The 20,914-nt window shown below is 71.5% G+C and carries 16 protein-coding genes; 8 read left to right on the top strand and 8 right to left on the bottom strand.

Features of this window, described 5'->3' with window-relative positions; all coding sequences use genetic code 11:
- Positions 1-81: 81 nt before the first annotated feature.
- Together AB0D74_RS48590 and AB0D74_RS48585 are read left to right on the top strand one after the other, a co-directional pair.
- A complete protein-coding gene (locus AB0D74_RS48590) occupies positions 82-1,644 on the top strand; it encodes an SDR family NAD(P)-dependent oxidoreductase (RefSeq protein WP_362602457.1) in 1,563 nt (520 codons plus the stop codon).
- Positions 1,645-1,783: 139 nt separating this feature from the next.
- The gene (locus tag AB0D74_RS48585; protein WP_362602454.1) at positions 1,784-2,812 is read left to right on the top strand and encodes a macro domain-containing protein; all 1,029 of its coding nucleotides are present in this window, start codon (positions 1,784-1,786) and stop codon (positions 2,810-2,812) included.
- A gap of 48 nt (positions 2,813-2,860) precedes the next feature.
- Here the strand turns inward: AB0D74_RS48585 and AB0D74_RS48580 are convergent, their stop codons facing one another.
- From AB0D74_RS48580 to AB0D74_RS48560, 5 genes are all read right to left on the bottom strand, one after another.
- The gene (locus AB0D74_RS48580) at positions 2,861-4,504 is read right to left on the bottom strand and encodes a hypothetical protein (protein ID WP_362602451.1); all 1,644 of its coding nucleotides are present in this window, start codon (positions 4,502-4,504) and stop codon (positions 2,861-2,863) included.
- 3 nt (positions 4,505-4,507) lie between these two features.
- Complete coding sequence (locus AB0D74_RS48575) at positions 4,508-5,743, bottom strand: protein phosphatase 2C domain-containing protein (RefSeq protein ID WP_362602448.1); 1,236 nt, start codon at positions 5,741-5,743, stop codon at positions 4,508-4,510.
- A gap of 2 nt (positions 5,744-5,745) precedes the next feature.
- The gene (locus AB0D74_RS48570) at positions 5,746-6,438 is read right to left on the bottom strand and encodes a VWA domain-containing protein (RefSeq protein WP_362602445.1); all 693 of its coding nucleotides are present in this window, start codon (positions 6,436-6,438) and stop codon (positions 5,746-5,748) included.
- A gap of 303 nt (positions 6,439-6,741) precedes the next feature.
- Positions 6,742-7,431 carry an RES family NAD+ phosphorylase gene (locus tag AB0D74_RS48565; RefSeq protein ID WP_362602442.1) on the bottom strand — a complete coding sequence of 230 codons (690 nt, stop codon included), beginning with the start codon at positions 7,429-7,431 and terminating at the stop codon, positions 6,742-6,744.
- A gap of 1 nt (position 7,432) precedes the next feature.
- Entirely contained in the window at positions 7,433-8,011 is a 579-nt protein-coding gene (locus AB0D74_RS48560) for a DUF3168 domain-containing protein (RefSeq protein WP_362602439.1), read from the bottom strand.
- Between the two features lie 322 nt (positions 8,012-8,333).
- Here AB0D74_RS48560 and AB0D74_RS48555 point away from each other — a divergent pair, with 322 nt between their 5' ends.
- On the top strand, positions 8,334-13,457 hold the full coding sequence (locus AB0D74_RS48555; RefSeq protein WP_362602436.1) for a CHAT domain-containing protein: 5,124 nt from the start codon (positions 8,334-8,336) through the stop codon (positions 13,455-13,457).
- Between the two features lie 15 nt (positions 13,458-13,472).
- On the opposite strand, the gene AB0D74_RS48550 is transcribed toward AB0D74_RS48555, so the two are convergent.
- From AB0D74_RS48550 to AB0D74_RS48540, 3 genes are all read right to left on the bottom strand, one after another.
- Positions 13,473-14,042 (bottom strand): hypothetical protein, encoded by a 570-nt coding sequence (locus AB0D74_RS48550; RefSeq protein WP_362602433.1) that lies wholly within the window; start codon positions 14,040-14,042, stop codon positions 13,473-13,475.
- A 254-nt stretch (positions 14,043-14,296) separates the two neighbouring features.
- Positions 14,297-15,067, bottom strand: a complete 771-nt coding sequence (locus AB0D74_RS48545) for an SDR family oxidoreductase (RefSeq protein WP_362602430.1) — start codon at positions 15,065-15,067, stop codon at positions 14,297-14,299.
- Between the two features lie 25 nt (positions 15,068-15,092).
- A complete protein-coding gene (locus AB0D74_RS48540; RefSeq protein WP_362602427.1) occupies positions 15,093-15,470 on the bottom strand; it encodes a hypothetical protein in 378 nt (125 codons plus the stop codon).
- A 485-nt stretch (positions 15,471-15,955) separates the two neighbouring features.
- Here AB0D74_RS48540 and AB0D74_RS48535 point away from each other — a divergent pair, with 485 nt between their 5' ends.
- From AB0D74_RS48535 to AB0D74_RS48515, 5 genes are all read left to right on the top strand, one after another.
- Positions 15,956-16,129 (top strand): hypothetical protein, encoded by a 174-nt coding sequence (locus AB0D74_RS48535; RefSeq protein WP_189267454.1) that lies wholly within the window; start codon positions 15,956-15,958, stop codon positions 16,127-16,129.
- A gap of 58 nt (positions 16,130-16,187) precedes the next feature.
- Positions 16,188-16,670 carry a GNAT family N-acetyltransferase gene (locus tag AB0D74_RS48530; protein ID WP_362602423.1) on the top strand — a complete coding sequence of 161 codons (483 nt, stop codon included), beginning with the start codon at positions 16,188-16,190 and terminating at the stop codon, positions 16,668-16,670.
- Between the two features lie 133 nt (positions 16,671-16,803).
- A complete protein-coding gene (locus AB0D74_RS48525) occupies positions 16,804-18,087 on the top strand; it encodes a Rieske 2Fe-2S domain-containing protein (protein ID WP_362602420.1) in 1,284 nt (427 codons plus the stop codon).
- Between the two features lie 19 nt (positions 18,088-18,106).
- Positions 18,107-19,195, top strand: a complete 1,089-nt coding sequence (locus AB0D74_RS48520; protein WP_362602417.1) for a phenazine antibiotic biosynthesis protein — start codon at positions 18,107-18,109, stop codon at positions 19,193-19,195.
- A gap of 14 nt (positions 19,196-19,209) precedes the next feature.
- A complete protein-coding gene (locus tag AB0D74_RS48515; protein ID WP_362602414.1) occupies positions 19,210-20,832 on the top strand; it encodes an aromatic amino acid ammonia-lyase in 1,623 nt (540 codons plus the stop codon).
- Positions 20,833-20,914: the final 82 nt, after the last annotated feature.

Here is a 20,914-nt window from a genome sequence, read left to right as displayed (position 1 = left end):
GCCCGGGGCTCCGTAAAATTCCCTGTTCGAAAGCGGGCGCGAGTCGGAGCGCCGCTGGTGGATCAGGGAAGCGGCAGCGCGATGACGGTGACACAGGACGGCCCGACGGCCGAGGACGCGGTGCGGGCCGTGGACGAGGCCGTGGACGGGGCCCTCGACGAGGCCTTCGACGATGCCCTCGACGGGGCCGTGGTCTACGGCCCCGGCATCGACCCCGAGCGGCTCGCCGTCTGCCTCGGCGTGCTCGCCGAACTGGACGAGCTGGAGGTCGACCACCCGGACGCCATCGCGGTGCGCCGGGCCACGGCCGGCGTCTACCGCACGGTGAAGCAGCGCCGCCGCCAGGAGCGCCGGGCCGCCAAGACCGCCCACGACAAGTCGGTCACCGAGGCCACCGCGACCGGCTCCGCCGAGCGCATCGACGACGAGACCGAGGGCCTGCTGCCCTCCTCCAGGACCGAGGAGGGCCGGGTCGCGGGGATACTCCAGCGCCCGCGCTCCTGCTACACCTGCAAGACCCGCTACGTTGAGGTCGACTACTTCTACCACCAGCTCTGTCCGGACTGCGCCCGGCTGAACCGCGCCAAGCGCGACGCCCGCGCCGACCTGACCGGCAAGCGCGCCCTGCTCACCGGTGGCCGCGCCAAGATCGGCATGTACATCGCGCTGCGGCTGCTGCGCGACGGCGCCCACACGACGATCACCACCCGCTTCCCGAAGGACGCCATCCGCCGGTTCAAGGCGATGGAGGACTCGGCGGACTGGCTGCACCGCCTGGAGGTCGTCGGCATCGACCTGCGCGACCCGGCGCAGGCCGTCGCCCTCGCGGAGCAGGTCGGCGCGGCGGGCCCGCTCGACATCCTGATCAACAACGCGACCCAGACCGTACGCCGGCTGCCCGCCGCGTACGCGGCCCTGGTCGAGGGCGAGAGCGCCCCGCTGCCCGCCGGCGAGCTCCCCGCCCACCAGGTCATCGGCGCCTTCAACTCGGGTGCCGTGGACGGTCTCGCCGCGCTGCCCCTCGGCACCAGCGGCCTGGACGCGCAGCAGGTCGCCGACCTCGCGCTCGTCGCGGGCAACGCCAGCGTGGCCCGGCACCTCGACGGCACCGCCATCGACGCCGGCGGCCTCGTCCCCGACGTCGTCGACACCAACACCTGGGTGCAGACCATCGACCAGATCTCGCCGATCGAGCTCCTGGAGACCCAGCTCTGCAACTACACGTCGCCGTTCATCCTGATCAGCGCGCTGCGGCCGGCCATGGCCGCGGCTGCGAAGAAGGCGGCGCGCGGCCGGTCGTACGTCGTCAACGTGTCGGCGATGGAGGGCGTCTTCAGCCGCGGCTACAAGGGCGCCGGGCACCCCAACACCAACGCGGCCAAGGCCGCCATGAACATGGTCACGCGGACCAGCGCGACGGAGATGTTCGAGACCGACGGCATCCTCATGACCTCCGTCGACACCGGCTGGATCACCGACGAGCGCCCGCACTACGACAAGCTGCGCCTGGCCGAGGCCGGCTTCCACGCACCGCTCGACCTGGTCGACGGCGCGGCCCGCGTCTACGACCCGATCGTCGTCGGCGAGCAGGGCGAGGACGTGTACGGCGTCTTCCTGAAGGACTACGCACCGGGCAAGTGGTGAGCCCTGCCTGAACCTCCGGCACGTACGGCCGCGGTCGCGGGTTCGGTGCACTCTGTTGCCGGTCGTGAGCCGTACCGTCATGCTTTGGACCATGGATCTGGGGGACGGCCGGCGTCGGCACCAGGCGACGCTGGATGTGTTGAGTCAGGAACTGAACAGGATCCGGGAACTCGGGTTGCTGCGGCTGCACGAGGCAGCCCTCGTCGAGCTGCCCGGACTGCTCGCCCGGTCCACCGGCGCGGTCGACACGGCCGTGGTGGAGGACGCGCTGCGCCGAGCGGTCGAGGGACTCGACCCGGGACAACGTGAGATAGGGCGGATCACCTTCGGCCTGCTGCCCGGCACGCGCGCACTCCCGGGCAAGACACGCCGTGACATGGCCGCCGACCTGGCCGAGGTCGGCGTCGACCGTTTTCGCAAGCACCATGAGAAGCTACTCATCCGCCAGCTCGCCGGGATGTTCCTCTCGGAGGCCGCACCGGGGGCGTCCGGGGCGCCCGTGGTCGTGCGGGCCGGTCGGCACCGGGTGGACACGCCCTTTCCACACGGCGAGGTGACGATCACCGTGCACGTTGCCCCCATCGAGTTGATCGAGGGCGCCGACGTTCTGGTGTCGTCGGAGAACATCTACTTCGAGATGTCCAAGACGTTCCGTCGCACCGTCTCCGGGAGCCTGCGCAGGGCGGGGGCGACGAAGGACGCCGGCGGGCGGATCGTGGACGACGTGATCGCTCGGGAACTGAGGTCCTGGAGCGAACGGTCGGTGCCTTCCGGGCTGCCGGTGGCACCCGGCACGGTGGCGGTGACCTCGGCGGGCGCGCTGGCCGGACGCGGGGTGCGGCGGATCTTCCATGCGGCGGTCACCACTCCGTCCGCGACCGGGAACACCTACGAGACCGCGCCGGAAGCCGTCGCCGAGGCGGTCCGTCGCGTCTTCGAACTCGCCGGCCAGGAGCGGGATTCCGGTCTGTTCCCGCTGCGGTCCGTGGCCCTTCCGCTGTTCGGCGCCGGGCGCGGCGGACTCACCGCCCGGAGCAGTGCGGAGGCGATCCTCGGGGCGCTGGAGATCTCTCTGGCCGGTGACCCCGACTGGTCGGTGCATCTGGTGACCCGCAATCCTGTCAGTGCGGGTGCCGTGATGGACGCGCTCGCCGCGCGACGTCAGTGAGGGCCGTCGGCGTGGCGACGGCGGTCGCGAAGCGCGGTGGCGGCACGCTCAAGGGGCTTCGGAGAGGCGGTACTTCTTCGGCGCGCCCTTGGGTGGGTCGACAGTGACCCACCCGTTCTTGATGACGTACAGGAAACCGAGGTTGCGTGCCCGGTAGCCGTCGGCGGTCCGCTCGGCGGGGATGGTGATCTCGTCGGACTTCTTGTGCTTGGCGTCGGGGTGAAGCCACGTACCGTCGTAGTAGATCCTTCCGCCGGTGGTCCGGCAGAGCACGATGCGGTGGAACTCCGTCGTGTACGCGTGCAGCACCGTCGCCCCGTCGCCGCCCGGAATGCGGGCCGCCACCGAACCGGGGCACGATGCCCCGGCACGGAGCGGTACCACGGTGGCAGGGGCGGCGGAATCGCGTGTGTACCAGTAGTAGGTCCCGGCGCCTGCGAGCGCCACGGCCGTCGCCGAGAAGGCGACCCACGCCGTGGTGCGACGTCGGCGGGCGGGCGCGGGCCTCGGCTGCGTCCGCGCCCGCGGTACGGCGGTGGTCGGGGGCGGCGCGACCTGTCGGGGCCGGGTGGTGTTCACCCTCGGCTGCGGCTGCGGCTGCGGCTGAGGTCGAGGCTGTGGGTGGGTTCGGGGCGTCTGCACCGGGGAACCGTTGGTCGTGACCTGAGCCTGCCGAGGGACGGTGCGTGGCTGCTGCACCGCCTGTCGGTGCTGGTCGGCGTATTCGTCCAGGGCGTACAGCGCGTCGTCACGGTAGGAGGGCGTCCGGCCGGCCGTGAGAAAGGCTGCGTGCACGGCCTGATGCCAGTCGGCCGCACTGGGACGTGTGGCCGTCGCGTACGGGTCGTCGAGCGCGCGGCTGAACATCTTTCGCAGCAACGGGTCCAGTCGGTCGGGGAACCCCGAGGGCTTCGTCCACCGCCCCTGCTCATGTGTCCCTTGCCAGCGAGGGCCGCCCGGGTTGAGGAAAAGTCCACGGTAGAGCACCAGGGCGAGCGCGAACCGGTCGCTGAACCGGTCGTGCGCGGGGATCAGCCCTGCGATGCGGCGTGGATCCGTCCACTCCTGTGTGGCCACCCCGTGTGTGGGTGGGTGGTTCCACGAGGTGAGTCCGTCGCAGTCGATGAGGTAGGCGTGGGTGTCCTGCTTCCGCCACACCAGGTTCTTGGCGGACAGGTCCCCGTGGGTGAGTCGGCGGCCCTCCAGTTCCTTGAAGATGTCGCATACGCGCAGCAGTACGCCCAGGCGCACCCGCGCCTCCGGCGGCGGTGGTTCGGCCCTGGCCAGGTAGAGGAAGTCGAGTGTGCGGGCCCCTGAACCACCCTCGGCACGCGTGAACATGAAGGACTGTGGGATGAGAGGGAGTACGACGCCCGTGATGTCGCCGTTCCTGCCGTGGATCACGTCGATGGGCCAGTTGATGGACGACTCGGCCGTGGTGGCGAGCCCGCCGGGCACGGCGGAGCCCGTGCCGTTCTCGGCGCGGTGCACGGCTTCCCGGCCGAGGATGGCCAGACGGTGCAGCCGGTCGATCTCGGACGACGCGGACACGGGAGCCTTGTACTTCTTGTACACGCGGGGCACTCGGTCTTCGCCCGTGCAGTGGTACAGCAGGCCCTGGCCGCCGTCCTCGTTGAAGGGCAGCGCCTCGACCTGGTACTTGCGGCCGAGCCTGCTGGTGACGGTGGTCATCGGTCATCCGTCCCTCAGCTGCCGTGGCCACACCACCAGGGCGGTCCGGTCGTCGTGCGAGCCCCGGCGCCGGTAGCGCAGCGAGTCCGCCATCGCGGCCGCGTCGCAGGGCCGCGACCAGCGGTCCGCGAGCCAGGCGCGTACCGCGGGTGAGCCGAACGCGTCCTCCGCCAATCCGTCCGATGCCAGGATCAGACAGCCGGCGGGGCTCTCCTCGGCCAGAGAGGCGTACTCGGCGACCTCCGCGGGACGCGGATGGGGCAGAGCGGCGGAGACACGGTTGACCGGTCCTCCGTCCCGTTCGAAGACGGTCGCCCACTCCTCTCCGGCCAGCCGCAGCACCGCGCAGTCACCGACCCTGGCGGCCCAGCCGGTGCCCTCGACAGGGAGCAGTACCAGGGCGGCCGTACACGACAGATCCCTGTCCGTGAGGCCGGCCATCCCCGCGGCGCGCAACTGCGAGGTCCGCGCGCAGGCCGCTTCGAGCACGCCGCCCAGCACGCCGGGAGGGTCGTCCGCAAGGCCGTCGGCGGTGACCGAGCGAGCCGTCTCGCACAGCGCGGCGGCCAGGACGGTCGCGCCGAGCTGTGAGGTCAGCGGACGGGAGCCCAGACCGTCGCAGACGGCCGCGACCAGCAGCGAGCCGTCGTCCGAGAGGGCGAACTGGTAGGCGTCCTGTGCCGTGGTGCCGCTGTTCATGTGCGACTGGCCGACGAGGCTCGCCGCTCCCAGCCATCGGTCCCCCAGCAACCCGCCGTCGGCCCGTAGTCCGGGCAGCGAGGTCGTCGGCGGTGCGAGCCGCGGGAGCGGAAGTGGCTGCAGATGGTCTCCTACCTCCGGGGCGTCCGTGGGCAGGGTGCGCAGCGGGGCTACGGGCGGAGGCGCGGTGTGCGCCGTGTTCTCGTCGGCGGACCGGCGGGAGTGGGCGTCGATGCCGATCGTGCCACCCGAAGAAGCGGGGGAGGGAACGTCGTCCGAGCCGGGTCCGGTGTCCGCGAGTGTGGCCGCGCGCTCCTGCCCGGGGTGTCCCGAGCCGGGGGCCGGATCCGGTCGGGAGGCGTCCGGGACCACCCGGGCCGCGGTCGTCGCAACTCCGTCGGAGTCCGCCGTGCTCGGGTGCGTCGCGTCGGCATGAGGTGGTCCGCTACCCGGTGCCGCCGCGCTGTCCGGTGCGGCACCTGCCTGATCGTGCTCGTCCGGGGCCGCGTGCCGGCCCCTGCGCCGTTTGAACACACGCACGCTCAGTTCACCGTGCGCTGGTCGAGCGGGAGCTGTGTGAGCTTCGTGCCGTCGAGCGGCACCGAGAGTGCGCCTCCGGTGGCCGAGGAGAAGCTGCTGGAGGTGGTGCGGATGCTCCTGAGTACCGTGCGCAGGATCTCACGGACGGCGGTTCCCGGGTCGCTCTCGTCGGTGAAGAAGGCGAAGCCTGTCGAGATCCGCTGGATGGCGTCCCGGTTCGCCTGACCGAAGCCGAAGCTGACGATCTGCGCCCCGTACTTGTCGTCCTTGGAGGTGATCTGTCCCTGGGTGTGGGTCCAGTCGACGCCTGCGTTGTGCTCGCCGTCGCTGATGAAGAAGATCACCGGCTGGTGGTAGGCGCTGCCCTTGCCGAGGCCCTTGATGCCGTCGCGCAGTGCGTCACCGGCGGTACGCAGTCCCACGTCGAAGTTGGTACCGCCCTGCGGGGCCAGCACGGGCATGTCGGCGTACGCGATGTCGGTGAGGGGCAGCACGATGTCGGCCCGGTCGGAGAAGGTGACGACGGCGAGCCGTGCGATCTCGCCGGTGGACGGGTCGCCTTTGATGGCCGACTTGATCTCGGGGAGGGCCTCGTTGACGGCAGTCATGGGCGCGCCGGTCATCGAGTACGAGACGTCGATGCAGAGGCAGACCGGAAAAACGGCGGGACGTTCGACGTTCGAGAATGCAGACATTCCTGTTCCTGACACGGTTCGGTGATCGAAGAAGGAAAGAGGGGAAAGCGGAAAAGGTTCGGCTGCGCGCTGGAAAACGATGCCGGCGTGGAAATCGAGTGGACGTCGTTGTGCTCGGTTCGGAACACGCCGAATGGCACAGCTGTGGCGGGCACGGGCAGTTACTGAGGGAAAAGTATGCACGTGGACGGGCAGCCGGTACGCGGTTTCATTCAAATACCCGGAAAGAGCCCGGAAGGTGCCCGGCTTTCGCCCGATGGCGGGCGCGAGCGGGTACGCGCACGGGCACCGGTGGCGCCCGCGTCAGGCCCCGGTGCCCGCGGTGTCCGCGGTGTCCGGAGGTCCGACCCTGACCCGGAACTGCTTCAGCTGCCTGTCGACCCACCGCACGCTGTCCGGCTCGTCCAGGTCGCGCGGGGGTTCGTCGGTGGCCTCCAGCAGGTCGCTGTGCGCGCACTGGTCGAACAGCACCAGTGACACCTTCGGGAAGGCGAGCCGCGAGCCGTAGAGGAAACCCTGCGCCCACGGGGCTTCGGCGCGCAGCCAGTGCGCCCAGCGACGGGTGAAGGCGTATTCCGTGGGCTTGGACCGCACCAGCCAGTCGTCATCCTGCTGCACCGCGTTGAGGTCGATCAGGGTGCGCAGCGAGAGCAGGGTCACGTCACGGGCCAGCCTGACCTGCGAGAGCCGCTTGCCCTCCAGTTCTCTGCGAGGGAGGACGCGGGTGGGGGTCGTGCCGTCGAAGCCGATGTCGCGCAGCAGCCTCTCGGCCAGCGCGGTCGTCGGATGGGGCGCCGCGTACAGGTAGGAGTACATGTCGTTGGGTGTGCTGTCGAACCGGCCGCCGCCGAAGTGGTGGTCCTGGGGCGTGGGGTTGAAGTCGGCCGCCTCGCGCTTGCGCGAGTGCACCCGGTACAGGATCCGGCCGGCCTCCCAGACGGCCCGCCTCGGTTCGGCCGTGCCCACATCCGGCAGTCGTGCGCCTCGGGCCATGTCAGTCCTCCTCTCCTACCGCACTCGCCGCGGCGAGCAGTTGTCCGTCCAGGCCCGCGCCGAGCAGTGACGCCGGGGTCGCGGCCAGCCAGGGGTTGGGGCCGAGCCACCAGTCGGCCACTCCCCAGGGATCCTCCGCCGCCCCCAGCATCCGGTTGACGGCGATGACCACGTCCCGGGGCTGGCCTTCGCCGTCGAACTGGAAGGCCGGCAACCCCTCGGTGCCGTCGTGCCGGCGCAGGCGGATCAGCTCCGGAGCCGTTGCCTCCACGCCGAAGTTCTCCCTCAGCTCCTCCTCGCGGAGCGCGGGCGCGGCCAACAGCCTTTCGTACGGTGAGGGTTGTTCCTCCGTGCCGTCGACCGGCGCCGGGCCGCCGTCCTGCGGTCCTGGCGACCCGGTGCCGAACGCGGTGAACGCAGCCAGCAGTTCGTGCGGCGGCGGCGACGCCGTGTCGGTGAAGCGCCGCGCCACTGCCCGGACCTCCTGCTCCGGCAGGGAGCGGAGCAGGTGCGCCGCGATCGCACGGGTCACCGCCCTTCGACGCTGCTCGTCGCCTCCCTCGGCGGCGAGATCGAGCAATGCGTCAAGTTGGTTCCGGTCCTCCGGGCTGAGTTTTTCTCGTATCGCCTGACGATCTCGCGTAAGCGCTCTGATGAGTCGGACCTCGTACTCGTCCATACGCCGCCTTCTGGAATCGGGATGGACCCGTACGGTAGTGAGGTAGCGTTCTTTTGGCAATCGGCCCGTCCCGGTAATTGTGCGGGTGTATAGCATTCGGCGGGCCCCGTGCACGGAATTCCCGACGCGGGTCCCGGACACAGGATCGAATCCGGCGGCGGCATACGACTGCCGCGCAGGGCGGCCGGGCACGGAATGAGCGGGTGTCGAGTCGAGGTGGGGAATGACCGAGAGCGGAATGGGCGGCGCCGGCCCGGAAGAGTCGCTGGAGCGAGTGGCCCGGTTACTCGGGGCTGCCGGACGGGCCCTGACGGAGGGCGCCGGGCATGAGCGGACGGCGCGACCGGCCCTCACGGAACTGGGTGAGGCCGAGCGTCTGCTGGCCGAGCTGTGCAACACGGTGACGGACGCTGATCAACGCGATGCGTTGTACGAGCTGTCCCTGGCCGCAGCGGCGATGCGCTGCGGACTGGAACCGGGCGGCTACCGGCTCGACCGGCTGCCGGAGCGGTTCCCTCTCCTGCGCGTGCTCGCGACCGAGCTGTACGGCGACGCCGGACCGGAACCCGAGATCGTCGCCCGTGTCGACCTGACCTGCGCATGGGCCTTCCATGTGGCCGACCGCTGGATCGGCTCCGTGCCCGGCGTGGCGCGCGAGGCGGACATGAACCTGATCGTCCGTCTGCTCGGCGACCTCCTGGACGGACCGGAACACGGTTTCGTCGCCGACCCCACTCGATGCCGCGCCGTCCTCGGGCTCGTTCTGTCGGACCGGTCGCGCTGCGAGGACCATCGCAACCCCGAACGGCTCGCCGACCGCCGGAGCGCCATCGCCCTGCTCGGGTCCGCACGGACGGCCGACGATCTCGATCCCTCGCTGGAGCCCGTGGTGACCTTCGACTTCGTCCAGCTCTCCGTTCTGGAGATCGACGACCGGTTCCGCGCCGACCCGTCCCGTGCCACGGCGGAGGCCGGGGCCGAGGAGGCGGTCACCCTGCTCGGGCTGACGCCGGCCCTGCTCGACGACGACCCGGTGAACGCGGCGGAGCTGGGCACGTTCCTGTGCGACCTGTTGCTCGAACTCTCCACGGCACAGCTGCACCAGGGCCGGGTCGTCGACTGGTACCGGGCGGCACTCGCTCGTCCCGGACTGCCGGACGAGACCGTCCTCGGGCTGAAGAAGGGCCTGGTGCACGCCCTGTGCTCACGGTCCGAGGAGAACCGGCGCGGTCAGCGCCCCGGCGACCCCTTTCCGGCACGGGACCGCGAGGCCGCCGCGGAACTGGTGGAGGAGGTGCTGGCCACCTACCCCGCCGGTGAGAACGCGGACGGCGGGGCACCGGTGGACGACGAGTTCGTGTCGTACTTCGACACCCTTGTCCAGTTGCTCTGGCTGGACCTGTCGGAGGGCGTGCTGAGCGAACGGGAGCACGACCGGCTCGCGGTGTGCGCGCGGCAGCTCGTACCGCTGATCGGGCCGGAGGACGACGACCGGGCCGAAGCGGTGCTCAAGGCGGCGATCGTGCTGGGCCAACGTGCCGTGCGCCATGGCCTGCCACTGGCCTACGGAGTCGCCGAGCAGGCCGTCATGAGCGGGCGGCCGGACTCCGTCACACCTCTTGAGCGCACCGCGCCGGACCTGGTGGCGGATGTCCGCGAGGCCGTCGACCTGCTGCGCACGGGCACGGGACTCTACCCGCACGACGACCAACTCCACCTCTACGCACACGGGTTCCTCGGTGTCGCGCTGTTGCTGGACTTCGCCTGCCGGCTGCCGGTGGCCGACTCCGCCGTGCTGCGTGAGGCACTGCGCTGCCTGCGGGTGGCCATGGAACGTCTTCCCGAGCAGGCCGGACTGGGGGACGACGACTTCAGGGGAGCCTTCCTCATCGCCCTGATGTACCGGATCTGGTACACGGAACCCTTCGTGCGCGCGGCGACCAACCGGAACGGCCCGGCCGTACCCGACGTGTCGGGCTTCGCAACCGTCGAGGACGACGTGCAACTGCTCGACGCGGTACTCAGTTCGTCCGACAGGGAGGAGCCTCTGCTCGCCTTCCTCTTCGTCATGGTGCGGCTGCTGCGATCCCCGGACATTCCGCCTTCGGTAAGGGACTCCCGGGCCTGGTCGGAAGAGCTGAGGCGGGCCATGCCCCGGCTTGAGCCGGAGGCGACCGGCCTCAGGGTGATCATGCTGGGGATAGCGGGCGTGCTGGGGCTCCGCGTCGAGGAGGCGGGCGAGGCCACCGACGTCGAACGGAAGGTCGCACGGGCGGAGCTGAGGGAGGCGCTCGCCCTGCTCCCTCGTACATCGCCGCTGCGCCCACCGGTGCTGGCCGCCCTGAACCGGCTCGGTTCGGATGACGTGAGCCGACTGCTCGGACTCCTGCTGGGTGTCTCACGGGAATCCCCGGACGACAGCACCCGGCAGGCCGGGACCAGGTCCCGGACGACCGGCACGCCCGAGCCGGGCAGCGGACACCCGGCGTACGGCAGCGGCGGGCCGAGCCTGTCGGGCAGAGGTGCGGCGGCGCCCCGCCCGCTCGCGGTACTCGACACCGATGCGGCCGTACTGCTCGGCGACGGTACGCCCGACCCCTTCGCCGTCCCCGCTACCCGGGTCGCCGAACTCGTCGGGGCCGCGGAACCGACGAGTGCGCCCGTTGCCACGACCCTGGCCCTACTGCACCATCACCGCTGGCTGCGGGACCGGGACAACCAGGACCTGGACACCGCCGTCACCCTCGCGCGCAGAGCGGTGGCCCTGCTCGGGGCGGTCAGCACACCGGTCTCGGCCGAGAGCGCGCTCGCGGACCGCTGCGCCGAGTTCCTGGCCCGGCTGCTGCTGGACCGGCACCTCGTTCTCGGCGACCGCACCGATCTCGACGCCGCCACTCGCGCCTACGAAGCCCTGCTGGGGCGCGCCTCCTCCGACGTCGTGCTGCCTGCGCTGTGCGAACTTCTCGCCGCCTCGGGGGATCCCCGTGTACCCGCACGGCTGTTTCGGCCGACGCCCTCCCGGTGGACCGCGCCCTTCCGCGCCGAACTGATCGCCGTCGTCTTCGTGGGACCGGTGGCGCGGACCGTCGTCAACGGCTCGGCGTGCTCGGCCGAGGCCGCCGCCGACGCGCTCCGTGCGCTCCCGGACGGGCACCCCAGACGACCGGCCCTGCACGGTGCGCTCGTCCGGCGCGAGCTGGAGCAGGCTGTGGCCACGGGTGACCTCGGGACCGCACAGGCCGCCGCCGGCACGCTGCTCGACATCGCCGTCACCTGCCCGGAAGAAGGCATGCAGCGGCCGAGCCTGCTCCTCAGGGCGGCAGCTACGCTGTGTGACCTGTACGGGGTGGAAGGCGGGGACTGGGGCGGTGACCCGCACCGCCCGCGCGGCCACGCCCTCGACGCCCTGCTCGACCGCGCCGTCACCGTGCTCGATTCTGAGACCGAACACGGTGCCCACGGTTACCACGGCTCCCGCAGCCGCTGTGCCTACGGCCTGGCCGTCCTGCTGCTGGCCCGCCACGGACGCACCGGTGACGCCGAGGACCTCGGCCGGGCGCTGCGGGTGCTGCGCGACCGGTGGGCGGTGCTGCACACCGCTCCCGGTGATCCGCTCGCCCGGGCGGTGCTCCGGGCGCTCGCCGACGCGCACCGCGCCCACGGCCCTGCCGACTCCGGGCATCGCCGGGAGGCTCGGGCCACGGCCCGGTCGCTGCTGAACGCGCACGGCCGCGCAGTACTGCTCCAGTCAGGCACGGGACACGCCCTCGAAGCCGCCCGCGCGGTCGCTTCCGACATGCTCCGCCTGGTCGGCTGGAGCCTGGAGGACGAGGAGCCCGGGGCCGCGTACGAGGCGTTGGAACTCGGACGCGGGCTCGTCCTCAACGCCGCCACCGTCGGCGCCACGGTGCCCGAGCTGCTGCGCGACGGCGGGCACGAGGAACTGGCCCGGCACTGGGAGGACGCGGCGGGTGGCGCCGAACGGCTCGCCGTGTCCGACGGGCTGCGCCGCCAGGTTCTGGAAGCGTTCGAGGGGAGCGCCGCCGAGCGGCGGCTGGTGTCCGCACCGAGTCCGGGCCGGGTCGGCCAGGCACTGCGCCGTCTCGGGCACGACGCGTTGGTCTACCTCGTGCCCGGCACACGGCCGGGGCCGGGCGTGGCCACCGGCCTCCAGACGAGCGCCGGGCACGCGGTGGTCGTCGGTGCCACCGGGGTGGTGCAGGCGTTCACGCTGCCCGGCCTCGTCGCCTCCGCGGACAGTCCGCTCGGCGCCTACGACCGTGCCGCCGCGGCCTTCCGTAGTGCGGGCCGTGCGGACGACCGGCCCGCTCCGGGCGATCCGGAGGTCATGCACGCCAACCACGAAAGGCGGCTCGTCGGCCTGGAGCGGCGGTGGCGGGACGCGCTCGACACGCTGTGTTCCTGGGCGGGCGAGGTGGCGATGGGGCCTGTGCTGTCGGCCTTCCGGAGTCGGCTCGGCCGGACACCCCGGCTGGTGCTGGCTCCGGTGGGGGCACTCGGCGCGGTGCCGTGGCACGCGGCTCGCTGCCCGGACGGCCCGGCCGGTGCGGCGTACGCGTGCCAGCGGGCGGCACTGCAGTACTGTGCCACCGCCCGCCAGCTGATGGAGGTCGCCGACCGGCCGCGCGCCCGGCTGGGCGCCGGGACCGCCGCGGTGGTCGCCGACCCGCAGGGTTCCTGGCGGATGCACCGGGAGGCGGCGTTCGTCGGCTCGCTGTACGAGGGGGTCCGGGTCGTCGGAGGACTCGGCGAGTACGCCTTCGCCGACGTGCCGCCGTTGCCTCCCGTGCTGGAGTCCCTGCGCGCTCTCCTGCCCGGCCGTGGCCGGGTCCCGGTAGCCCTGCTTCATGTCAACTGCCATGCAGATATGGGCATGTCACCCGCGGACTCGATGCTCCGACTCTGTGCCGGGCAGCACATCACGGTCGCGGACGTGCTCGCGGGGGCTGCCGACCGCGACCGCGGGACGCCTGGGGGGACCGTCGTTCTCGCCAACTGCACCAGCGATCTGACGGTCAGCGACCACGACGAGGCGCTCACCCTGGCCACCGCCTTCCTCAGCGCCGGTGCCACCTCGGTGGTCGGTTCGCGCTGGGACGTGGCCGACGACCCGCGCACCACCGCGATGATGCTGATCCTGCACCATCGACTGCGCGTCGGAGACCGGGCCGGAGAGGCGTTGCGGGCCGCCCAGTTGTGGATGCTGGACCCGCGTCGGAGCGTGCCGGACGAACTCGGCCGGTACGGGAGCGTCTTCAGGGAAGCCGAGCAGCGCGGCATGGACGAACTGGAGGTGTGGTCCGCCTTCGCGCACCATGGGCAGTAGCCGTGCCGGGCGGACTCAGGGCGCCGTGTCGTCGATGCGCAGGTCGCGGCGCATCGTCCGGCGCAGCTCGGCCAGCACGACCCAGGCCGACTGGACCCGCTGTTCGCATTCGGGCGGGGCCGGGGCGCGGGGTGTGTCGGCCAGCAGCCGCTTCAGCACGCCGTAGCCGTCGTTCAGTCTGCGACTCACCGCCGACGCGGCGTCGAGGACCGGGTCCGGCAGCAGCATCTGTGCTTCCGCGTAGCTCGCGCGAAACACAGTGCGGGCCTCCTCCAGTGCCTCGTCGCACTCGGTCACGCCCGTGCCGACGCGCAGCCCGTGGACCACACTGATCTGTGCGGTCTGGTACTGGCGTGCCGCGGTGTTGAAGGTGACGTAGCAGGCGCGCAGCCGGGCACGAGCCTCGGCCCGGTGCCCCTCGGCCCACAGTTCGCGGGCGTCCGCCAGTTCCAGGGCGCGCATCCGCTCGTCATGCGCCCGGTCCTCCGCGTGCTGCCCGCGCAGCGCCTCGATCTCCAGCCGCTTGATGCGGTCAGCCCTGACCTGGGTGACGAGCGCCCCGCTCAGCGTGCCCAGTACACCCATACCTGCCACCAGAAGTGGTAACCAAGACTGCCCCACGCCACTTCCCCCGGATGTCGCTGTCTTCGGCTGCCGGCCCACGTGGCGGGTGCCCTGCGGCGGGCCGGCCGTCACTGGTCCGCCCCGGCCGTACCGACCCCCGCGTCGACCGTCGTCCGACGCCATTGTGGGGTCGACTTGACCTTGTTGTCACGGAAAACTGCAGTACGTCCATGGATTCGGTCGGGTCCATGCGCGCTCAACCGGGCACGAGAACGTCAGTGGACCGTACGTGCCGCCCGTACCCGGGTGCCGCCGTCCACCACGACGTCGGCCCCGGTCACCCACTCCGCCGCGTCCGAGGCCAGCCACAGCACCGCCCGTGCCACGTCCGCCGGCTCCCCGATCCGCCCCATCGGCAGCCCCGCCGCGATCTCCGCCTCCCGCGGCTCCCACATGAAGCGGGCCATCTCCGTGCGGACCAGGCCCGGTGAGACCGAGTTCACGCGTACCCGGGGGGCCAGTTCGCCCGCCAGTTGCTGGGTGAGGTGCAGGAGCGCCGCCTTGCTGGTGCCGTACGCGCCCACGTGGGGCCCGACGTGGGCCGCGCCCTCCGTGCAGATGTTGATCACCGAGCCGCCGTGCTCCCGCATCCAGCCGCGCCACGCGCACTGCGTCAGCCGCAGCGGGGCCTCCACGTTGACCGTGAACGCCTCCCGCCACAGGCCCAGGTCGGCGTCCATGAGGGGGCCGTAGGGGCGGTTGGTCGCCGCGTTGTTGACGAGGATGTCCAGCCGCCCGAACTCGGTCAGCGCCAGCCGGGTCAGCTCCCGGGCGTGCTCCGGCTCGGCGACGCTGCCGGCCAGGCCGACCCCGCCGAGACCGGCGGCCGTACGGCGCACCTCGTCCGGGTCCCGCGCGCTCACGCAGACCAGCGCACCGGCCGCCGCGAACGCCTCGGCGACCGCGCGCCCGATACCGCGGGTGCCGCCGGTGACGACGGCCGCCCGGCCCCGCAGACCGTACGACGGCCCGTACGATGACGTCATCGCCGTACCGTCTCATGACGGAACGTCAGTCGACAGCCCCCAGACGGGAGTTGCGGGCCGCGACCAGCTCCAGGACGGTCCGCCAGTCCTCCAGGACGCCGGCGTCGAAGCCCGCGGTGCGGCTCTCCTCGTCCGCCTGGCGCAGGCGCAGCACGTCGTCGTCGGTGGCGCCGCCGCGCCCGCGGACCAGATGGTAGACGCGTTCCCCGAGCAGGTGCCGTACCGCGTGTGCGGCGCCGGCGGCGGGGCCGAGCAGTTCCTCGATGCCGTGCACCAGGCCCGCGACCTGGAGTTCCTTGTCGGCGGGGCGGCTGCGGCGCAGCAGTGCCGCGGTGCGCAGCGCGCGCTGGTGCCGGCAGGCGTACAGCAGATCCATCAGCTCCTCGACGCTGCGCAGCTCCATGCGTCAGTCCTTCCGCGAGACAGCCGTTGTCCTGCGCCATCGGATCATGTCGAGTTTTCGACCCGGCCAACGCAACCTGAACTGCGCAGCCTGTGAGGGGAGCGGCGACCCGTCTCCCCGAAAGGGTGTTCGCATGGAGAGGTGGGGCGGTCAGGCCATAAAGGGGGCATCATGTTACGAACAGGTGCATTTGCGGGTCACCGAAATGCGGAGCGACTCGCGATAGTTACACCTTGTTTGCACTCCCTATCGAGCGGACCCCTGCTCATTTGGTTAACCTAGAGAGGACGGACAGCAAAAAGGGGTCCCACCCACACCCATGGTCCGTCCCGGGACGAGCCGGCCGACAGCGGCCTGCTCTCTTGTGAGCTACCGGCGCCACCGCGTCCGAACTGGCCTTCCATCCAGACCCGAGCGGGCGCCCGGCACCGGAACGCAGACCGTCCGGCACGCCCCGAGGGTGACCGACACATAAGGAGTGCGCGGTGACACCTGAGAAGACGAATCGCGAGCAGCGCCCCAAGGAACGCACGGAGCGCGCGGGCAGCCGCCCCGGACAGCTCGGCAGCCTCGACGTGTGGGCCCGGTCCGCCCCGATCCGCCTCGCGGGTTACGAGGAGGATCTCGCCGAGCCCCACATCCTGCCCAGCGTGGACTGACCGCCAGGTCGGTCCCGTCGCGATCGCCGACGCGCATGGGCGTGCGAGACTCACGCCCATGCTGATCAGAGAAGCCACCGCGGCCGACTGGCCGCAGATCTGGCCCTTCTGGCACCGGATCGTCGCCGCCGCCGAGACCTACGGCTGGGACCCCGACACCTCGGAGCAGGCGGCCCGCGACCTGTGGATGAGCCCGGCGAAGCGTGTCTACGTCGCCGAGGACCCCACCGGAGCCGTCGTCGGCTCGGCCTACCTGACCCCCAACTACGGGGGCCCCGCCGCGGGCGTCGCCAACGCCGGCTTCATGGTCGACCCCGACCAGGGCGGCCGGGGCATCGGGCGCGCGCTCGCCGAGCACGTCCTCGCCGAGGCCCGGGCGCACGGCTACCGGGCGATGGTCTTCAACGCCGTCGTCGAGACCAACCCCGCCGTGGCCCTGTGGACCTCCCTCGGCTTCACGATCCTCGGCACGGTCCCGCGGGCCTTCGACCACCCGAAGCACGGACCGGTCGGCCTGCACATCATGTACCGCGCCCTGTGACCGGCCCGGAGCGGCCCTAAGGCCTGTCCGACCATTCCCAGGGACACCACGAGCCGCAGAAGTCCCGTGAACCTCGGAACAGTGCCGCTCGTAGCCTCCTCTGCCTGATTCTTCGCGAGGCGGAGGAAACCTCATGCTGTCCCCTGACAAGAACACCCTGTTGACCAGCTTCGGGCGGGGCACGCCGGCCGGAGAGATGCTGCGCCGCTACTGGTGGCCGATCGCCTTCTCGGCCGACCTGGCCGCCCCCGACGTCCGCAAGGTCCGGCTCCTCGGCGAGGACCTGGCGCTCTTCCGGCAGGCCGACGGGAGCGTGCACGTGCTCGCCGACCGCTGTCCGCACCGCGGTGCCGCCCTGTCGCGCGGCATCGTCGAGGCGGACGGCCTGCGGTGCCCCTACCACGGCTGGCTGTTCGACGGCTCCGGCGCCTGTCTCCAGCAGCCCGGCGAACCGGCCGACTCGACCTTCCGCGACCGGGTGCACGCCCCCGCCTACCGGGCCGAGGAACTCGGCGGACTGGTCTTCCTCTACCTCGGCCCGGCGCCCGCCCCGGCGCTGCCCCGCTACGACCTGTTCTGCTGGGACGACGCGATCCGGGACGTCGGCCACGCCGTCGTCCCCTGCAACATGGTCCAGATCCTGGAGAACGGCGTCGACCTCGACCACGTCGCGTGGCTGCACGGCCGGTACAGCGAGTGGCTGACGTCGCGCGGCACGGGCGGCGCGATCCCGGAGATGTTCACCCGGTTCAACGAGGTGACCGCCTTCGAGCGAGTGCCCTACGGGATCCTGATGCGGCGCCGGCTCCAGGGCCAGGACGAGTCCGCGGACGACTGGGCCGTGGGCCACCCCCTCGTCTTCCCGAACCTGCTCAGGCTCGGCGGCGGGGGCAGTCACAGCTTCCACATCAGGGTGCCGATCGACGACGAGAACACCTGGTGCCTGTGGTACACGGCGTACAAGCCGGGCAACCGCCCGGTGGCCGACCCCGGCCCCGTCTCCTCCTACGAGGTGCCCTGGCGCACCGCGGACGGCGACTTCCGGCTCGACAACGTCGAGGGCCAGGACATCATGGCCTGGGTGACCCAGGGCACGGTCGCCGACCGGTCGACCGAACGCCTCGGCACGGTCGACGAGGGCGTGATCCTGCTGCGCAGGCTGCTCTTCGAGCAGATCGACGCGGTCGCCGCCGGACGGGACCCGGTCAACACCTTCCGGGACGACGCACCCGCGGTCATCGAACTGCCGCAGGAGCACGAGAAGTTCGGCAACGGCTCGGCGTACCTGGCCGACGTCATGAACGCCACCCAGGCCCGGTTCAGCGGGCGCCGCGAGGAGATCCTGCGCCGGTTCGCGGAGGCCGACGCGGAGACGCGTCCCGACGCCGAAGCCCCGACGGCCGTACTCGCGTCGTGACGGGCGGGGGAGAATCCTGATGCCTCACGACGACGGCGACATCCTCGCCGACCTGCGGCCCGACCCGGCCGAGTTCCTGCACGCGGCCATGCGCTGGCACTTCGGCCCCGAGACCGGCTCGCCGTTCTGGCTGGAGCGGGCCGGAAAGCTCGGCTTCGACCCGATCACGGACGTCCGGCGGTACGAGGACCTCGCGAGGTTCCCGAACATCACCAGGGAGTTGCGGCACGTCCCGGCGGAACAGCTCGTCCCGCGCGGCTACGGCGGGGTCGGCGAACTCGTGGGCATGTTCGAGACCGGCGGCACGGTGGGCGTCCCGAAACGCATCCCGTACTTCGAGGACTGGGCCCGGCAGAACCTCGCCTGGACCCACGCGCACCTCGACGCGCAGGGCGTGCCGCGGGGCGTGCACTGGCTCAGCACCGCGCCCACCGGGCCGCACGGCGTCGGCCACTTCGCCCGGCGGCAGGCGGCCGAACGCGGCGGCATCTGCTTCACGATCGACGTGGACCCGCGCTGGGTCAAGAAGCTCATCGCACGGGACAGCCCGGAGACCGAGGCCTACCTCGACCACCTCGTCCTGCAGATCACGCAGCTCCTGACGAGCCAGAACATCGGCGTACTGATGATCACCCCGCCCCTGCTCGAACGGCTCACCAGGGAACCGCGGCTGCTGGAGCTGGTCCGGCGCAAGGTCAGGGCGATCGTCTGGGTCGGCACGCACATGGACGCCGCGACCCGCCGCCGGTACCGCACCGAGGTCTTCCCCGGGATCGTCCTGCACGGCACGTACGGCAACACCATGATCCTCGGCGCCAACGACGAGCGGCCCGGGCTCGGCCCGGACGATCCCTGCGTGTTCGACGCCAACGCGCCCTTCGTCTCGCTGCACGTCGTCGATCCGGAGACGGGCGCGGCCGTGGAGTACGGGCAGCGCGGCCAGGTGCTGATGAACCACGTCAGCAAGAGCGCGTTCCTGCCCAACAACCTGGAACGCGACACCGCGATCCGGATGAAGCCGCCGGCCGGCCGGGTCGGCGACTCGGTCGCCGACGTCATGCCCGTCCACACCTTCGAGGACGAGCTCGTGATCGAGGGCGTCTACTGACAAGGAGTTCCCCGTTGTCTCCCCTCTCCTCCCGTCTCCCGTCCCCCCTTCTTCCTCCCCTTCTCGTCAACGGGCTGGATCTCAGCGTCGAGGACACCGTCGCCGTCGCCCGGGACAACGCGCGGGAGCTGGCCCTGTGTCCCGGGGCCGAGCTCCGGATGAAGGACACGTACGACCTCAAGGAGAAGCTGATCGCCACGGGTCAGCCGATCTACGGCGTGACGACCGGCTTCGGCGACAGCGTGACGCGGCAGATTTCGCCGCAGAAGGCCGCGGCCCTCCAGCTCAACCTGATCAGGTACCACCTCAACGGCACCGGGCCCGAGGCGTCCGACGAGGTGGTCAGGGCCACCGTCCTGATCCGGGCGAACTGCCTGAGCCGCGGGAACTCGGGCGTCAGCCCGGTGGTCGTGGAACGCCTGCTCGACCTGCTGCGCCACGACGTCCTTCCCGTCGTGCCCGAACGCGGCTCGGTGGGAGCCAGCGGCGACCTGGTCCCGCTCTGCTACATCGCCTCCGTGCTGACCGGATCCGGCAGCGTACGGTTCCGCGGCGAGGTGCGCGAGGCCGCCGAGGTCTTCGCCGAACTCGGGCTCGAACCGCTGGTGCCGGAGGCCAAGGACGGGCTCGCGCTGATCAACGGCACCTCGTTCAGCTCCGCGTTCGCGGTCCTGGCCACCGCTGCCGCGGAACGGCTCGCCGGGGTCGCCGCCCTCTGCACGGCGATGGCCTCCGAGGCGCTGCTCGGCAACCGGGGGCACTTCGCCGCGTTCGTCCACGAGGCCAAGCCGCACCCCGGACAACTCGCCGGCGCCGAGCTGATCGCACAGCTGCTCGCCGACTCCCGGCTCGCCCTCCCGCACAGTCAGGTGCTCGACCTGAACGACCCGCTCGACGACGCCGGATTCCAGCACCTGCGCCGCAGCATCCAGGACCGCTACTCGATCCGCTGCGCACCGCATGTGATCGGCGTGCTGACCGACACGGCGACCTGGGCGACACGGTGGCTGAGCGTCGAGATCAACTCGTCCAACGACAACCCGCTGTTCGACGTGGACGGCGGCACGGTGCACAGCGGCGGCAACTTCTACGGCGGACACGTGGCCCAGGCCATGGACTCCCTGAAGACGGCCGCGGCCAACATCGCCGACCTGCTGGACCGGCAGGTCCAGCTCCTGGTGGACGAGAAGTTCAACAACGGGCTCACCCCCAACCTGATCGTCCCCGCGGAACAGGACTCCTGGGAGGCCGGCCTGCACCACGGCTTCAAGGGCATGCAGCTGGCGTGCTCGGCCGTCACCGCGGAGGCGCTGAAGGGCACGAACCCGGCCAGCGTGTTCTCCCGGTCCACGGAGGCCCACAACCAGGACAAGGTCAGCATGGCGCCGATCGCGGCCCGCGACGCGCGCACGGTCGTCGGACTGGTGGAGGAGGTCGCCGCGATCCATCTGCTCACCGCCTGCCAGGCACTGGACCTGCGCGGCGCCGAGCTCATGGGTTCGCGCACCCGGGCCGCGTACGACCTGATCCGCACCCGCGCACCGTTCGTCGACACGGACCGCCGCATGGACGCGGACATCACGGCCGTGGTGGCCCTGATCCGCTCGGGCGCCTTCGACGAACTGCTCACGCCCTGAAGCTGGCGCGCGCCCCTGCCTGGGACATCGGCCGCCCAAGCGACCGGCTGAAGTCCGCCGGCGGCTACTACCTGTTCTGCGA

The sequence above is a fragment of the Streptomyces sp. NPDC048278 genome, assembly GCF_040652195.1.
Lineage (GTDB): Bacteria > Actinomycetota > Actinomycetes > Streptomycetales > Streptomycetaceae > Streptomyces.
Note: the sequence above shows the minus strand (reverse complement) of the source record. Positions and strands in the feature narration are given on the sequence as shown.

Coding starts and splice junctions, on each gene's coding strand:
- AB0D74_RS48590 (WP_362602457.1), top strand. CDS start 82: ATGACGGTGACACAGGACGGCCCGACGGCCGAGGACGCGGTGCGGGCC.
- AB0D74_RS48580 (WP_362602451.1), bottom strand. CDS start 4,504: ATGACCACCGTCACCAGCAGGCTCGGCCGCAAGTACCAGGTCGAGGCG.
- AB0D74_RS48570 (WP_362602445.1), bottom strand. CDS start 6,438: ATGTCTGCATTCTCGAACGTCGAACGTCCCGCCGTTTTTCCGGTCTGC.
- AB0D74_RS48565 (WP_362602442.1), bottom strand. CDS start 7,431: ATGGCCCGAGGCGCACGACTGCCGGATGTGGGCACGGCCGAACCGAGG.
- AB0D74_RS48555 (WP_362602436.1), top strand. CDS start 8,334: ATGACCGAGAGCGGAATGGGCGGCGCCGGCCCGGAAGAGTCGCTGGAG.
- AB0D74_RS48550 (WP_362602433.1), bottom strand. CDS start 14,042: ATGGGTGTACTGGGCACGCTGAGCGGGGCGCTCGTCACCCAGGTCAGG.
- AB0D74_RS48545 (WP_362602430.1), bottom strand. CDS start 15,067: ATGACGTCATCGTACGGGCCGTCGTACGGTCTGCGGGGCCGGGCGGCC.
- AB0D74_RS48540 (WP_362602427.1), bottom strand. CDS start 15,470: ATGGAGCTGCGCAGCGTCGAGGAGCTGATGGATCTGCTGTACGCCTGC.
- AB0D74_RS48530 (WP_362602423.1), top strand. CDS start 16,188: ATGCTGATCAGAGAAGCCACCGCGGCCGACTGGCCGCAGATCTGGCCC.
- AB0D74_RS48525 (WP_362602420.1), top strand. CDS start 16,804: ATGCTGTCCCCTGACAAGAACACCCTGTTGACCAGCTTCGGGCGGGGC.
- AB0D74_RS48520 (WP_362602417.1), top strand. CDS start 18,107: ATGCCTCACGACGACGGCGACATCCTCGCCGACCTGCGGCCCGACCCG.